Source organism: Reichenbachiella sp. (assembly GCF_965233835.1).
In the GTDB taxonomy this organism is placed as follows: Bacteria; Bacteroidota; Bacteroidia; order Cytophagales; family Cyclobacteriaceae; genus Reichenbachiella.
Genome location: NZ_OZ247585.1, coordinates 455,167 through 470,687, shown reverse-complemented (window position 1 = coordinate 470,687; position 15,521 = coordinate 455,167). Strand labels below are relative to the sequence as shown.

Genomic DNA, 15,521 nt, shown 5'->3' with positions numbered 1-15,521 from the left:
GTTTGACTCCAATCAAATTCCAAATAACACCTACCTTAATACTCGTTCTCCTTGTGGGAATGCTGGGAGCATACTCTTCTTACGGTTATCAGCAAGTCCCAGCTGATTCTGTCAGTGCCGATTCTGTAATCAATCAAAAATACGAGCCTTCTTATCGCCCGACATTCAGACAGCAAGATCGATTTGGAGATCCTTTTTCTAATACACAGAGCCCTTCCCCATTACTATTAGAAGATCCCGCCTCTATGCAACTGGATTTGGAAATAGATACAGGGATGAATTACACCATCTATGAACGAGTAGGTGCGCTTAATTATCGACCAAGATCCACGATGACATTCGAGGAATTCAATCGCTTCCAAGATGCTGAAATGAAGAAGGAATATTGGCAGAATCGGTCAGCTGGTCTTGACGGAGAAAGTGCGGTGAGTGGTAGACGGCTCATTCCAAAGATTTACATCAGTCCAGTGTTCGATAGAATTTTTGGAGGAAGTTACGTAGACATTGAACCCAATGGATTTGTAAATCTTGATTTTGGTGGCCGATGGCAAAGGATAGAAAATCCCGCCATCCCAATCAACCAGCAAAGAAACGGAGGCTTCAACTACAACCAGCAAATTTCGATGAATGTGGTAGGAAAAGTAGGAGAAAAATTAGCCATCACCGCCAACTTTGATAATAACAATTCCTTCGATTTTCAAAATAACTTGAAAGTTGAGTACACGGGATACGAAGAGGATATTATCAAAAAGATCGAAATAGGAAATGTGAGTATGAATGTGACCAATTCTCTAATGACAGGCGGTCAAAGTTTGTTTGGTATTAAAACTCAATTGCAATTTGGTAAACTCTATGTTACAGCCTTGGCCTCACGGCAGCAGGGCAAATCCCAAAGCAAAACTTTCCAATTTGGCGCAGAGGGTCAGCCCTTCAGTCTGAGAGCGGCGGATTATGACGAACGACGACACTTTTTCTTATCTCATTTCTTTAGAGACAATTACCAAAACTGGTTGCGAGATATTCCACAAGTTACTTCCGGAGTCAATATTACCAGAGTGGAGGTATATGTTGTCAACACCAACAACGAGACGGCCAACGTTCGAAACTTTATTGGATTTACGGATTTAGGAGAAGGTAATGTCGATAATATTCAGAATAGCATTCAATGGGGAGCAGGTGCACAGGGAGACCCATCTGACAATGACGCCAATGGACTCTGGAATTATATTAACTCCAATGAAAGTCAAGTTAGGAACATTTCGACGGTGGAGAGTTTCTTAGGTAGTTCGGCTTCTGGAAACATGATGGTAGGTACTGATTTTGAAGTAAGACCCACCGCAAGAAAATTAGATGCTCGTGAGTACAAATGGCACTCGAAATTGGGTTATATCAGTTTGCAACGTAAGCTACAAAATGATGAGGTGCTGGCGGTGGCTTTTGAATATACTTATAATGGCCAAAGCTTTAAAGTGGGTGAATTATCAGAGTCTTACAACGGACGACCAGATGATGACCTCATATTTCTTAAAATGCTTCGGCCCGGTCGAATTAATACGGAGATCAAGACTTGGGATCTGATGATGAAAAACATCTACTCCCTCAATTCTCCCAGAATCAACCAAGAAGGCTTTGAGTTACGAATCAATTATCGTGACGATACTAAAAACTACGATGCACCAAACCTGAACGAAGGAGCAAATACCAACAATGTTCCATTGATTGAACTACTCGCCTTGGATCAATTGAACGTAAATGGTGACAACCAAAAGGATGGTAAGTTTGACTTTATCCCTGAGGTGACTTTTGACGTAGACAATGGCTATGTAATATTCCCAGTGTTAGAGCCTTTTGGCACCACACTTGAATCCAAATTTGAGGATAATGAGCAGCGATTAAAGGATCAATACGTTTTTCAAGACCTATATGACAAATCCAAAATCGATGCACAGCAGAACATTGCAAAAAACAAATTCTTTATCAATGGTACTTATTCTTCCAGTGCGGCTGGTGTCTATCCGCTCAATGCATTCAACATTGCCAAAGGATCCGTAAGAGTAACGGCCGGTAGCCAATTGCTGGCTGAGGGTGTAGATTACCAAGTGAATTACAATACAGGCGGTACGGTAACCATTCTGAATCAAGGGGTGATCGCTTCAGGTAAGCAAATCGATATTTCTTATGAGGTAGATGATCTATTTAGTTTTAGGTCCAGATGGTTGACTGGTGCTCGATTAGATTACCGCTTTTCAGATAAAATCAATTTCGGGGCTACCGTATTTCATTTAAGTGAAAGGCCGGGAGGTGTGAGTCGCTATACCGCTGGCAACGAACCCATAAAAAACACCAAGTATGGATTTGATGTAAATTATCAGGAAGAATCCCGTATGCTGACCAAAATGGTGGACGCCTTACCTTTGTTGAGCACAAAGGAAAAATCAACCGTTACCTTCAATGGGGAATTTGCACAACTTCTTCCTGGGACATCGAATAAGGTAAATGGAGAGAGCTCTTCTTATCTGGATGACTTTGAGAGTGCAGTTACACCCTACAATATAGCTGGAGGACACCTGCCATGGAAGTTGGGTTCTACTCCGATTGGTTTTCAGGATAGTTCAGACCCTCTGGCGGACAACTACCGCAGAGCAAAAATGGCCTGGTATATTATTGATCGGTCCGCGTTCTATTTGAGTGGAGGCAACAAACCTGATAACATTTCCGATGAAGATTTAGAAAACCATTATGTAAGACCTGTGCTGCCGCAGGAAATTTACAAGCAGCAGGATCGACAGGTAGTCAACACGAATCTTCCGGTTTTCGATATAGCTTACTATCCGCAAGAGAGAGGGCCATACAATTACAACCCAAACTTGACTCAAGATGGTCTACTTCCAGATCCTCAAAACAACTACGGAGCCATAACTCGTGCTATTACCGGTGAGGTGAATTTTCGGCAAAATAATATGGAGTACATCGAATTTTGGATGATGGACCCATTCATTCAAGGCGAGAGAGGTGTAATAGACGATGGAAATGGCAACCCCACTAACAATTCAACGGGCGGTAAACTGATATTTAATTTGGGGGATGTATCGGAGAATTTGCTTGAGGAAGGAAAGCATGAATTTGAGAATGGATTGCCTCCTGATGGAAGTCTTGAAAATACGGAGCCGACCTCTTATGGTAAGGCGACGACCTTACAATACCTGACGGAATTTTTTGATAACTCAGCTTCATCCAGACCTAATCAGGATGTAGGACTAGATGGCCTTAAATCTGAAGAGGAGAGAGCACAATTCGGGTCTGTCATTGGTCTTGACGGAATGAATGCCGCTGGTCAGGCTAGAACTAGAGATGATGTTGCAGCAGATGATTTCGAATACTTCCTAAGCGATAATTATGATGAGCGCAACGCAAAAATCCTCGAACGGTATAAAAAATTCAACGGTATTGAGGGCAACTCCCCTATTGGTGCTGGCTCAAATGATTTTACAGCATCGGCGACAAACATTCCAGAGAATGAAGATTTGAATGATGACAATTATATCAACACATTGGAGGCTTACCGAGAATTTGAAGTAGATATGACAGATGTCAATTCTCTTCAGGTTGGAAATCACAATATTGTGGACAAGGTGGTGAGCAGTGATGGAGAGGCCACCTGGTATTTGTTTAGAATTCCAATCAACCAACCGACGAGAACCGTTGGGGAATACACTGAAGAGTCTAATAGGTTTATTAGAATGTACATGACCGGCTGGCAACAGCCAGTAGTTCTTAGAATGGCGAAGATGCAATTGGTAGCCAGTCAGTGGAGGAAATCAGTCGAAAATCTAAAAGATCAGGGTTTTGATGTATTGCCAGAGACAGGCACTTCTGATTTTGAAGTATCTGTGGTAAATATTGAGGAAAACAGTTTGCCTTCTGATGGAAAACCACCTTATGTACTACCTCCAGGTATTACGAGAGATCAAGATAATACTACCACCATCTCTCGCCAGGTGAACGAACAGTCTCTCAAGATTTGTGTGGAAGATTTGGAAGATGGAGACGCTCGAGCAGTCTACAAAGAAGTGGCTCAGGATTTAGTCAACTATGGCAGAATCAAAATGTTTTTTCATGCCGAACAATTTCAAGACCACATGGTCAACGATGATGAAATGACCGGGTTTCTTCGTTTGGGATTGGATCAAACTTCCAATTATTATGAAATTGAAGTGCCACTTAAAATTACGCCGGATAACGCCGCTCCCTACCAAGACACCGATGTGTGGCCAGAGGAGAATGAAATCAATATTGCTCTCAATGAACTTTATGGAGTAAAAGCCGCTAGAAATGGAAGTGATGTGAATGTGGAAGATGAATTTAGTAGGCAATCATCTGACGGTAAATACAGATTGACTATTGTAGGAAATCCGAAGCTCAATAATGTAACTACCATGATGATTGGGATAAGAAATCCTAAATCTGAAAATAATGCCGAGCCTCACTCTCTCTGTATCTGGGCCAACGAAATGCGATTGACCGATTATGATGATGAAAAGGGCTGGGCGGCCAATGCGCGCATGAGCGTAAAGTTGGCAGACTTTGCCACTATTAATGCGGCGACCAGATATACGAGTGTTGGTTTTGGTGGTATTCAGGACAATATCTCCCAGCGTACAAGGGACGAATCCGTTGACTATGATTTGTCGATGAATATGAATGTGGATAAACTAATTCCCTGGAACACCGGTATTAAGATTCCAATGTTTGTCAGTTACTCTAAGTCAAGACAAACCCCTAAGTATGATCCACTAGATCCAGATATACCTTTGGAGGCTTCCGTACTGAAATTCGATCAACAAGAGCAAAGGGACGAATACAAAGAGAAAGTAATTTCTCAGACGGTTAATAAAAGCATCAATTTTATAGATGTACATAAGGAAAAGGTGAAGCCAGATGCCAAAAGTCATGTTTATGATATTGAGAACTTTTCATTTAGCTATGCCTACTCCGAACAGAAATCCAAAGACGTAAATACGGAAAAAGATTTTAGAAAAGAATACGATGGAAATGTGTCTTACAATTATAGCCCACAACCGCCATCCTTAGAACCATTTAAAAATTCAAAAGCGCTTTCTAGTCCCTACCTGAAACTGATCAAAGACATCAATTTTTCTCCGTTGCCCAATAATTTCTCCGTGCGTGCCTCTATGAACAGGGTGTTTAGGAAAAGACAGCTCAGAAATGCGGATCTAACGACAACAGGAATCGACCCGAACTTCGAAAAGTATTTTACCTTCAACAGGACATACAATGTGCGTTGGAGTATTTTCAAAAGTTTGAGTGTGAATTACAACGCCACGGCGAATGCCATTATTGATGAGCCGGAGGGAGACATTGATACACAGGCGAAGCGAGACTCTATTTGGAACAACATCAAAAAGCTTGGTAGAATGAAGAACTATAATCAGAGCATTGGTGCTAACTACAGATTACCTCTCGATAAGCTCCCGCTGACTGATTGGATGAGTGCGGATTATAGATACAATGTAGATTACCGGTGGACTGGAGGAAACATTGGCCAGGTAGAGGAATTTGGAAACCTGGTTGAGAATAGTCGTACCAGAGACTTGAATGGAAAAATTGATATGATCAAATTGTATAACAAGTCGAAGTATCTCAAATCGATCAACTCTCCTTCAAGATCCAGAAGCAGTTCCACCAGATCTAGAGCTCCAGCACGAGTAGACACTACCAAGTCCTCTGGAGGAGGTGCAGGTTTGAAGGGTTTTATGCGATTACTCATGTCCTTGCGCTCTATAAATATGACCTATGGACATAGAGAGTCTACCAAGCTGCCTGGTTTTATTCCGGTGCCCTACTTGTTTGGAATGGATAGTGATTTTGATGCACCAGGCTCGGCATTCATTTTTGGTAGCCAGGATCCTAGCATCAGATTTAAAGCAGCAGAAAGTGGTTGGCTGGTAGAAAATGGAAGGCTAACTACTCCATTTGTTCAGAGTCAGACCGTTGACCTCAATATTCGCGCAAATGTAGAGCCGTTTAAGGATTTGAAAATCCAATTGGACGCTAAAAGATCTGAGACAAGTGCCTATCAAGAAATCTATCGATACGATACCGTAGCTCAAGCATATCGATCACTTACCCCATCCAGGTCCGGTAGTTATACAGTTACATTTCTTCCAATAAAGACGTCCTTTACCAAAGATAAGGGGGAAAACATCTCTCCTACTTTTGAAAAATTCGTGGAGAATCGGGATATCATTCGTCAGCGACTGAATTTGCTCAACTCGAATGGCGAGTATGATATTAACTCGCAGGATGTTTTGATACCCGCGTTTATTGCTGCATACAGTGGAAAAAGTGCTGAGACGGTAAAGTTGACCCCTTTTCCAAAGACGCCCGTGCCGAATTGGCGAGTAGATTATGCTGGGTTGAGTAAAATTCCGGCGCTAAAGGAAATGTTTGCATCAATTAATTTGACGCATGCCTATGTATCGACCTTTAGCATCACGAATTACACGAATTCTCTTTTGTACAACAACCCATCCGACCTCGAACTGGATAAAAGTATATTGGATTATCCTCAGGCTACGCAGCTGGGAGACAATGGCTCTCTTTCCCCTGTATATGTGATCAATCAAGTGGATATGGTAGAAAGATTCTCTCCCTTGATTGGAATCAATATTAGAACTAAAAGCAAAATCACGTCGAAAATCGAGTATAAAAAAGAGCGAAGCTTGTCTCTTAATCTTTCCAACTCTCAGGTGACCGAGCTGAGTAGTAATGACATTGCATTTGATTTTGGAATTACCAAAAGCAAGATGAAAATTCCGTTTAAGATCAAAGGCAGAACCACTACACTAGACAATGATATTCAGTTCAGATTTACCTTTACCGTAAGAGATACAAAGACGATTCAAAGAAAAATCGAAGATGTTCAAACCGTGACTAATGGAAATATTAATTACCAGGTAAGGCCCACCGTTAGTTATGTCGCCAATCAAAAATTGAACATTACGATGTACTTTGAAAAGAACATCAACGAACCTAAAGTTTCAAATACTTTCCCTAGATCTTCCTCTGCATTTGGTATCCAGATGCGCTTCAGTTTAGCGCAATAAATTTTGCACATATCTGGATATAATAATCTTATTAGATTGCTAATCGATTTACGAAAATCGACGTATTTTTGGAACTCTTATTTAAACAAAATCGATTCAAGATGAATATTCCTGAAAACTTACTTTATACAGAAGATCACGAGTGGGTAAAAATAGATGGCGATGTGGCCACTGTTGGTATTACCGATTTTGCTCAAGGCGAGCTTGGTGATATTGTATATGTAGAAATCGAAACCGAAGGCGAAACTATTGCTAAAGGTGAACTATTCGGCACAATAGAAGCAGTGAAAACGGTGTCTGATTTGTTCATGCCTATGTCTGGTGAAGTGGCAGAGTTCAACGAAGAGTTGGAGTCAGAACCGGAGATTGTTAATTCTGATGCTTACGGAGATGGTTGGATGATAAAAATCAAGCTTTCCGACATGAGCGAAAAAGACGGTTTGCTTTCCGCAGATGCCTACAAGGAGTTGATCGGGAAATAATTCCTTCAAAATCCATATCAAAAAAATTAGCAATAGGATGGACAGGCGCCATCCTTTTTGCTACCCTCTCTCCAACGGACGGTATACCACTCTTTGATATTCCCATCGCACATTTTGATAAAATAGTTCATTTTGGACTATTTATGATCTATGCAATTTTTGTTGGTTTATCTCTAGACCTTAAAAAGGGCCTTATCATGGGTATGCTGACAGGAATTACTCTAGGAATATTTACTGAGTGGATGCAGGCTTATGTACCGGGTCGGCAGACCGACATATACGATGGTTTGGCAGATGTGTGCGGAACCCTTTGCGGGCTCCTTGCGATATACTTAGTTAGTACCAGATTATCAGACACTTAACACAGGTCTTGTCAATTGTTGATTTATTGTGGATTAATTCTGCTGAAAAAAAATGAATTAGCATAGATATAATCTGGACTTTCGTATATTTGAAGTTGCTATTAGAAAAGAAATTTTATTTAATTAAATAAGCATGGAGCTAAAAAAAGACCCGAAAATATCTCTAGAGAGAAAGTCAGGGATGTTTTTTAACATTGGCCTTGCTGTCAGTTTATTGCTAGTCATCACTGCCTTTGAGTGGAGATTTTATGATGATGGAGGATTAGTTGATTTAGGTCAAGTGGATGATGATTTTGAGGATATCATGGAGATTCCTCCAACCGAGCAACCACCACCACCACCACCAAAGATCGAATTGCCTAAGATTATAGAAATTCCTGATGAGGAAGAAATCGAAGAAGAGATCGAAGTGGATTTGGATGTGGAAATCACAGAAGAAACTGTAATCGAAGATATCGTATTCGAAGAAGCTCCTGAAGAAGAAGTAGCGGATGAGATTTTTGATATCGTGGAAGACCAGCCAGGACCTCCGGGTGGAATGGCAGCGTTCTACAAGTATGTGGGAAAGGAAATGAAATATCCTAACCAAGCGCGTAGAATGGGTATCGAAGGAAGAGTGTTCGTTCAGTTTGTGGTTGATAAGGCTGGAAATCTTACTGAAGTAAGAGCGATCAAAGGTATCGGTGCCGGATGTGATGAAGAAGCGGTAAGGGTATTGAAAAATGCTCCAAAGTGGACACCAGGTAAGCAAAGAGGCCGTCCTGTAAAAGTTAGAATGATTCTACCTATTACGTTCAAGTTGAGCTAATAGAATCGATAAGAAATAAAAAACCCTGATGGATTCGATTCCATCAGGGTTTTTTTATGCTAAAATTTGAGTGGATTAAACCACGTTAAGCACCTGTTCTTTAATCTTTTCCAACTCATCCTTCATATCTACCACTAATTTTTGAATATCGGAGTTGTTGGCTTTTGAGCCAATAGTATTGATTTCTCTTCCCATTTCCTGACTGATGAACCCAAGCTTTTTTCCTTGCGATTCCTTTAATGCCAGAGTTTCGTGGAAGTAGGAAATATGGTTTTGTAGACGGATAATTTCTTCAGCTATATCTAGCTTTTCTATATAGTAGATTAATTCTTGTTCGAACCGGTTAGGGTCCGACTTATCGGAGACCGCTAATTCGGACAGACTTTCATTGATTCGGTCCTTGATTGCTGTAATTCTCTCTGGGTCTTTGGCTTTGATAAGCGTCAATTTTTCGTCAATTTTCTTTGCGAAAGTTCCTAGGGCAGCTTCAGCAGCTTGTCCTTCTTGCATACGAAACTTTTCACACTCATCAAGTGCTTGATTGATCAAGGCAAAGAGCTGCTTTTTATCTACAAGGTCATTGGTGGTGTCAGAGTATTCGAAGATATCTGGTTGTCGAAGTACTTCTTTGATCAAATCAGTATCCGACAATTCAGACTGACTCACAGCAGCACGCAGCTGCTTTTTGTAGTGATCAAATAATGATTGGTTTAGTACGCCGGCACTACCAATACCATTTTTCAGCGTAATGTCAACATTAAAGTTGACCTTACCTCTGACAATTTTATCCGTTAGAATTTTTTTAATTTCATTTTCGTAGGCAGCCACTTCTTTGGGCAGCTTTGTAGAGATATCGAGAAACTTCGAATTCAAGGATTTGATTTCCACATCAATGCTCATTTGATCATTCTCAAAATTCGCATGGCCGTACCCTGTCATAGATTTAAGCATTTGCAATAATCGCTAAATAAGACCAGTTTTAAAAATGGAAGCAGATTGGGAACAGCCTTAGAAATCGTAACCTAAGCTAAGATAGAATTGCATATCTCCGACTTCATAATCGGCAATTGGCTTGGCAAAATCAAATCGAGCATAGTAGCCAAGAAGGACAGTACGAATTCCGAATCCGTAACTTGCCAACCAGGGATTGTCCGAAGTTCTGATTACAGCCTCAAATGGAGAGCCTTCTCTTCTGACTATCTTGCTATTTACCTCGTGATCGTCACTAAACGGGGACTTACCAGTCCAGGAGGACCCCAGATCGTAAAAACCAATGGCTTGGAAATTTCTTAAGAAGTTTGATTTTATGGATCCGCGAGAAAAGTATTTAAATATTGGAAACCTTAGTTCTGCATTCATCGCCAAGACGTTTGAGCCACTAAAGGTGTTATAATCGAAGCCTCGTAAATTGACGAACTCAGCGAAAAGAATATCAGTATTATCCTTGGTGTTACTAAAGTGCAGTGGTGAGTTAACCTGATCAGTGTTTTCACTGTCATTGGCTACCCAATTGTCCATACCACCAAGCATGTAAGTCTTTGGGTTGTTTCCAAATGATCTTCCGAAGTAAATACGGCCTGCTATAATCAGCTCTCGAGATATTTTTTGATACCGACGTAGGTCAATGGAGAAGTTACTGAAAGTAAGGTCGTTATCGGAAATGGCTTGATAGTGTTCAAAGGATATTTTAGCACGGCTTCCCTCATATAGATTTAGTCCATTGGCCAATGTATTATCATACACCCAGTGGGCTTTGATTCCTGTGAATGTATTTTTTGATTCTAGTACATAGGGCTCTTGAGGAGGAAAGTTTCTCTGTAGAGCGTCTGGACTTAAATTGTTGAACCTTGTGAAAGTCACAAACGGCTGCAAATCAAATCGGGTGGCTACTGAAAGTGGTAATGAAGCGCCTAGCGTGAACGTATTCTTTTTATACTTTTGGATAATCTCATCTCCCGCACCAGAGAAATCAAATCGTTCTTCTAAATAAACGTTTCTATCGTATCTGGCCATTAAATCTATAGTATATTTTAGGAAGCGATATTCAGCAAAAAAGTCGCCACTTTTCAGGTCTGTGATGGCAAGAAATCCGCCGTAGAACTTATGATTTTCAAGAATATCATTCATTTCATATTCCATTAAAATCCCGAAACCGCGTATAGGATCAATTTTGAAAGTGGTGATAACATTGTTGGAAGAGAAAGCAGTTTCATAGGGGTGTGGCCCAGTTACGCTGGGCTCCCGCTGCATTTTTTGATAAGTAGTAAGAAAAGAAAACGCCTGTCCATCTTCCTCATCTTCTTCTGGTTCATCTTCGAATTGGTAATCATCGGTATCAATAAATACATCTTCATAGGCGCCATCTTCCTCTTCTGTTTCTACCCCTTCGCTTTCGGAGGAAATATCAAATAGGCCCTCGCCCAACTCCAATTCTTCAGATGGAAGATCATCTTTATCTTGTTCCGCTCTTCTTTTTTTGATGAATTCTACCTGCTCAATCTGATTGCGCAAAGTAGGTGGTGTAAAAGTGGTTTGATTTAAATTGTAATTCTCATGAAGATAGATTCTGGACTTGCCTTTATTCAGCATTAAAAAGGCCAAATCATGGTTTTGTCTATTAATATCGTACTCCTGCAAGGAGGCTCTAAAATTTGATACTTGATTATAGATTCCGTTAGAGAAGTTGTATTTGTAAAGATTGTAGATTCCTTTTTGATCACTGAGGTAGAATACATTTTCTCGATCTACAGGGACAGGGTAATAATCATTACTCAGTGTATTAGTCATTCTGTAGACTACATTGGTCGTAGTGTCGAGGTCGTAGGCAAACAAGTTTAAGTTGTTAGGAGCATCGTTGATATTGTCAAGCTCAAGATTCAGTGTGTCGCTTGGACGGTTAGAACTGAATACGATCGCGTCTGTACCTGGGATGAACTTTGGGTTGAGATCATCATATTTATCTCTTGTCAGTCGTTTCACCGCATTTCTTCTCATACTGATTAAATACAGATCGTTTTGGCCTTGAATGTCAGCACTAAGTACGGCGAGTTTTCCATTATCGTTGAAACCGATGCCTTGAATTTGATTAAACCTGAGCAGTGATTTTCTTTGTTTCGTTCTGGTTGGGACATCATATGATACAAGATAGTTGGTGCCATACCAATTCTGTATAATACCCAATTTGGATTCGGATATCCATTCGATGATCGGTAGCTCAAGAGTTACCTCCTGATTGATTACATGGTAGCCACCACGAAGCGCAGTTCGTTCTCTTCCGTTGTCGAGATTTCTTACATTCACCGTGTACTTGCCACGATAGTTATTGACGTAAGCAAGATATTTTCCATCAGGACTTACACGGACTTTGGTAAGCTTGGCCACTTTGCCCGTTTTGTTAATCAATTTGTTGTCTTTTTCAGGTGAATCGTAGGCTGCATCCAATGTGGCATTGGCATTTCTATAATACTCTGCCCATTCGTATTTAAACTGCTTGAAAGAGATCCCCAATGAACTAGCAATACTGTGCTCGGGGTTTCTAATGATTCTTGTGAGGTTGAGGATATTGGAAATGTTGCTTGGTCCGTACTTCACAGCGATGTAATTCCAAACTGACTGCCCTACCATTTGTGCCCTTACATTTTCAAGGCGATTCAATTTTTTGGTTTTTCTCTTAGTTAAGAAGTCTCGCATATAGTCATCCATCTCTACACTCCACCCGTAGGCTGCATAGTTAGCCGCTCCACCAATGAACCATTCGGGTAAATGAAGTAGATAGGCACTTTGGAACATTTCTGCTAAGCTGCCGCCAAACATCATGTCGTCTAGAAGCATTTTTGTGAGACGATATTTCAGTTCTTTTTTGAACTCTACAATACTGCCTGGGTAAGCGATTTCTACTTGAAGCTTAACAAACTTCGTTTGACCGGCAATGGTGAAAGTGGCTCCGTCTACACCGATGTTACTTTGCTTGAGGTCAACAGGAGAATTGTATAGAAAGATTTTTGTTTTTGAAAAGGGAGCATAGCCCAACATGTCTGTGAGCTTGTCATATTCTTCGTCGAGATAGTCCAGCGTTAACTTGGCATATTCTTCTCCCAGCGCGTAATAATGAATGTCGTAATCATCTGTACTGTAGTAGTACCAGTCATAACTTTTGTATTGCACTCTGTTTTGGCCAAATACCTTTCTATGCTCCTGAGCTTGTACAGCCATTGAAGAAAGTAAAAGAAGACCAATAAGTAGTGCTTTCAAACGCATGCAGTTAATTTTTGGGTTTTGTCGGATAATGTGAGTAATAACGACTAATATCTATCTCCGTATCCAACGCCTCGCCATCCAACAAATAGGTCGTGAATAATTTTGAACACTCAGGTATCAAAGAAACGCCTTTAGATCCAAAACCATTAAAGACATAAATATGTTCATTATCTGGATGTTTTCCAATGAATGGCCGTCGATCTTTTGTGGCTGGTCTTATCCCCGCTCTACTTCCTTTTATCTGATATGTTTCGTTTAGCAATCCGCTCAATTTCTCTTTCAATTCATTTTGTCCGGCTTCGGTTGGTTGCATGTCATCAAAGTGGTGCTTATAGGTAGACCCGACTCGAATACTTTGATTTTCAAATGGCAAAATAAAAACCCCTCGATTATAAATTGTCTTAGGTCTTTTACCCATTTCGATATCCATTATTTCTCCCTTTACTGGGTGGAAGGGTAACCAGTGAAACCATTCGGATTGATGCGCCATAATACCATTACAGAATATTATTTTCTTGAATTTTAAATCACCAAAAGAAAGGTGATCAGAATGGCTCTTCAAATCCTGTTCATAAAACATTGTTTCCTGATAACAACCCTTATCGATCAAATACTTTTTATTGGCATTTAGAAGTTTGAGAATATTTACGTAACCGGCCTGATTCAAGAACAACCCTCCATGTGGATCATGAAGTTGGTGGGCTTCTATATGAGAAGTGGCGGTTTTATCAATGTAGGCATAAAATTTTTCATCCGATTTTTTAGCCTCCCAGTCGTTTTGGTCATCTATGGCAAAGTATGGTCTATAGACTCCAATGGGATGAAAAAAATTGGACTCAAGTTTACTTTCCAGTTTCGGGTAGAAGCTATTCAACTCGGGAAATAGTTCATCCGCCTTCCATGTTTTGAACATCTTCCTGCCGGTTATAGGGTTGAAGATTCCGGCAGCCACTGTTGATGAGTGGTTTTGATCAGGTTGATCCAAAACCATGATTTTTTGCTCTCTTTCGAGCAATCTTTGTGAAAGTATGGCTCCCGCGAGGCCATGGCCAATGATTAAGTAGTCGTACATGTTATATTTGCGATTGAGCAATAATCCAACAAAATTGCGGACTTACTACTAAGAATATGATCCAAATTCAGAATTTTGTTTTCAATCCTTTCATGGAAAATACCTATGTATTGTATGACGAAACCAAGGAAGCGATTGTTATCGATCCGGGTTGCTATGAGCAAGCCGAAAAAGATGAGCTAACCGACTTCATTGAGTCCAATGAACTAAAGGTTGTAAAACTCATCAATACACACTGTCATATCGATCATGTATTTGGCAACGCCTTCGTAAAGAAAAAATATGGTGTTTCGCTGGTCATTCACAAGGAGGACGAAGCCACACTCAAGTCAGTGGAGGTATATGCACCTGCATACGGCTTTCAGAATTTTGAAACTACGGAAGCAGAAGAATTCTTCGCTGAGGGTGATCAAGTAAAGTTTGGTAATTCTGCTTTAGATATCTTCTTTACCCCAGGACACGCACCAGGACACGTGGTATTGGTCAATCAAGAACAAAACATTTGTATCGGCGGGGATGTGCTTTTTGATGGAAGCATTGGGCGAACTGACCTACCAGGAGGTGATTTTGATACCTTGATCAAGAGTATTCATGAGAAAGTTTTTGCTTTACAGGATGACACGGTGGTTTACCCGGGACATGGAGGTACTACTACAGTAGGAAAAGAAAAAGTATCCAATCCATTTTGCGCTTTGTCGAAATGAATATTCGAAACTTTACCCCCAATGCTCTGACGAGTCTAAACCTGGCCTTTGGCTGTTTTGCTATTGTGGAGATATTCGAAGGGAGACTAGAGTCTGTCATTTATTACACACTCTTATCAGGCTTGGTCGATTTTTTTGATGGGTTTTCAGCGCGGATGCTAAAATCAACTTCCAACATTGGTAAAGATCTTGATTCTTTGGCTGATATGGTTTCATTCGGTGTGGTTCCTGCGCTGGTCATGTATCAATTGTTATGGATTAGTGCACCAGATACACCATGGAAATATGCTGCCATATTAATTGCAGTGATGTCAGGACTTCGATTGGCTAAGTTCAACAATGATGAACGTCAATCTGATCGGTTCTACGGGTTGCCTACGCCCGCCAATGCCTTTTTAATTATCTCATTGGCTCATTTGGCTACAGAAGGCATTTGGTATGAAGTAGTAAACAACTGGATGGCTCTATTGGGTATTACGCTTGCTACCTCCTTTCTTTTGGTAGCAGATATTCCTATGCTGGCTTTCAAGTTTAGTAAGTATGGCTGGAAGGGCAACGAAGCAAAATATGTCTTTTTATTCTTGAGTTTAGTCATGGGCATTTTCTTTCAATTAGTGGCTGTGCCATTAATTATTGTCATGTATATAGTTGGTTCAGTATTTGCACATCTGATCGCTCCAAAAGCGTAAGGAACAAAAGACCTAACCGG

The 15,521-nt window shown here is 40.6% G+C and carries 9 protein-coding genes; 6 read left to right on the top strand and 3 right to left on the bottom strand.

What is annotated here, in order from left to right; genetic code table 11:
- Positions 1-59 precede the first annotated feature (59 nt).
- The 4 genes from sprA to ACO6S2_RS01935 all read left to right on the top strand — a co-directional run bounded on the left by sprA (position 60) and on the right by ACO6S2_RS01935 (position 8,779).
- Positions 60-7,127 carry a cell surface protein SprA gene (gene sprA / locus ACO6S2_RS01950; protein ID WP_422360833.1) on the top strand — a complete coding sequence of 2,356 codons (7,068 nt, stop codon included), beginning with the start codon at positions 60-62 and terminating at the stop codon, positions 7,125-7,127.
- 101 nt (positions 7,128-7,228) lie between these two features.
- Positions 7,229-7,609: a glycine cleavage system protein GcvH gene (gcvH, locus tag ACO6S2_RS01945; protein WP_420580565.1), complete on the top strand. Its 381-nt coding sequence runs from the start codon at positions 7,229-7,231 to the stop codon at positions 7,607-7,609.
- 143 nt (positions 7,610-7,752) lie between these two features.
- On the top strand, positions 7,753-7,971 hold the full coding sequence (locus ACO6S2_RS01940; protein ID WP_422360832.1) for a VanZ family protein: 219 nt from the start codon (positions 7,753-7,755) through the stop codon (positions 7,969-7,971).
- Between the two features lie 133 nt (positions 7,972-8,104).
- Positions 8,105-8,779: an energy transducer TonB gene (locus tag ACO6S2_RS01935; protein ID WP_422360831.1), complete on the top strand. Its 675-nt coding sequence runs from the start codon at positions 8,105-8,107 to the stop codon at positions 8,777-8,779.
- A gap of 75 nt (positions 8,780-8,854) precedes the next feature.
- On the opposite strand, the gene ACO6S2_RS01930 is transcribed toward ACO6S2_RS01935, so the two are convergent.
- The 3 genes from ACO6S2_RS01930 to ACO6S2_RS01920 all read right to left on the bottom strand — a co-directional run bounded on the left by ACO6S2_RS01930 (position 8,855) and on the right by ACO6S2_RS01920 (position 14,108).
- Positions 8,855-9,718 (bottom strand): YicC/YloC family endoribonuclease, encoded by an 864-nt coding sequence (locus ACO6S2_RS01930; protein WP_422360830.1) that lies wholly within the window; start codon positions 9,716-9,718, stop codon positions 8,855-8,857.
- A gap of 69 nt (positions 9,719-9,787) precedes the next feature.
- A complete protein-coding gene (locus tag ACO6S2_RS01925) occupies positions 9,788-13,036 on the bottom strand; it encodes a translocation protein TolB (protein ID WP_422360829.1) in 3,249 nt (1,082 codons plus the stop codon).
- Between the two features lie 4 nt (positions 13,037-13,040).
- Positions 13,041-14,108, bottom strand: a complete 1,068-nt coding sequence (locus ACO6S2_RS01920) for an NAD(P)/FAD-dependent oxidoreductase (RefSeq protein ID WP_422360828.1) — start codon at positions 14,106-14,108, stop codon at positions 13,041-13,043.
- A 56-nt stretch (positions 14,109-14,164) separates the two neighbouring features.
- Here ACO6S2_RS01920 and ACO6S2_RS01915 point away from each other — a divergent pair, with 56 nt between their 5' ends.
- Both ACO6S2_RS01915 and ACO6S2_RS01910 read left to right on the top strand, forming a co-directional pair.
- Positions 14,165-14,812, top strand: coding sequence for an MBL fold metallo-hydrolase (locus ACO6S2_RS01915; protein WP_422360827.1), 648 nt, complete (start codon positions 14,165-14,167; stop codon positions 14,810-14,812).
- Positions 14,809-15,501 carry a CDP-alcohol phosphatidyltransferase family protein gene (locus tag ACO6S2_RS01910; RefSeq protein WP_422360826.1) on the top strand — a complete coding sequence of 231 codons (693 nt, stop codon included), beginning with the start codon at positions 14,809-14,811 and terminating at the stop codon, positions 15,499-15,501. Before ACO6S2_RS01915 ends, ACO6S2_RS01910 begins: the two co-directional genes overlap by 4 nt.
- The last annotated feature ends 20 nt before the right edge of the window (positions 15,502-15,521 follow it).

What these genes read in the sequence shown, in the direction of transcription:
- ACO6S2_RS01920 (WP_422360828.1), bottom strand. Translation starts at nt 14,108, where the DNA reads ATGTACGACTACTTAATCATTGGCCATGGCCTCGCGGGAGCCATACTT.
- ACO6S2_RS01935 (WP_422360831.1), top strand. Translation starts at nt 8,105, where the DNA reads ATGGAGCTAAAAAAAGACCCGAAAATATCTCTAGAGAGAAAGTCAGGG.
- ACO6S2_RS01940 (WP_422360832.1), top strand. Translation starts at nt 7,753, where the DNA reads ATGATCTATGCAATTTTTGTTGGTTTATCTCTAGACCTTAAAAAGGGC.
- gcvH (WP_420580565.1), top strand. Translation starts at nt 7,229, where the DNA reads ATGAATATTCCTGAAAACTTACTTTATACAGAAGATCACGAGTGGGTA.
- ACO6S2_RS01915 (WP_422360827.1), top strand. Translation starts at nt 14,165, where the DNA reads ATGATCCAAATTCAGAATTTTGTTTTCAATCCTTTCATGGAAAATACC.
- ACO6S2_RS01925 (WP_422360829.1), bottom strand. Translation starts at nt 13,036, where the DNA reads ATGCGTTTGAAAGCACTACTTATTGGTCTTCTTTTACTTTCTTCAATG.
- sprA (WP_422360833.1), top strand. Translation starts at nt 60, where the DNA reads ATGCTGGGAGCATACTCTTCTTACGGTTATCAGCAAGTCCCAGCTGAT.
- ACO6S2_RS01910 (WP_422360826.1), top strand. Translation starts at nt 14,809, where the DNA reads ATGAATATTCGAAACTTTACCCCCAATGCTCTGACGAGTCTAAACCTG.
- ACO6S2_RS01930 (WP_422360830.1), bottom strand. Translation starts at nt 9,718, where the DNA reads ATGACAGGGTACGGCCATGCGAATTTTGAGAATGATCAAATGAGCATT.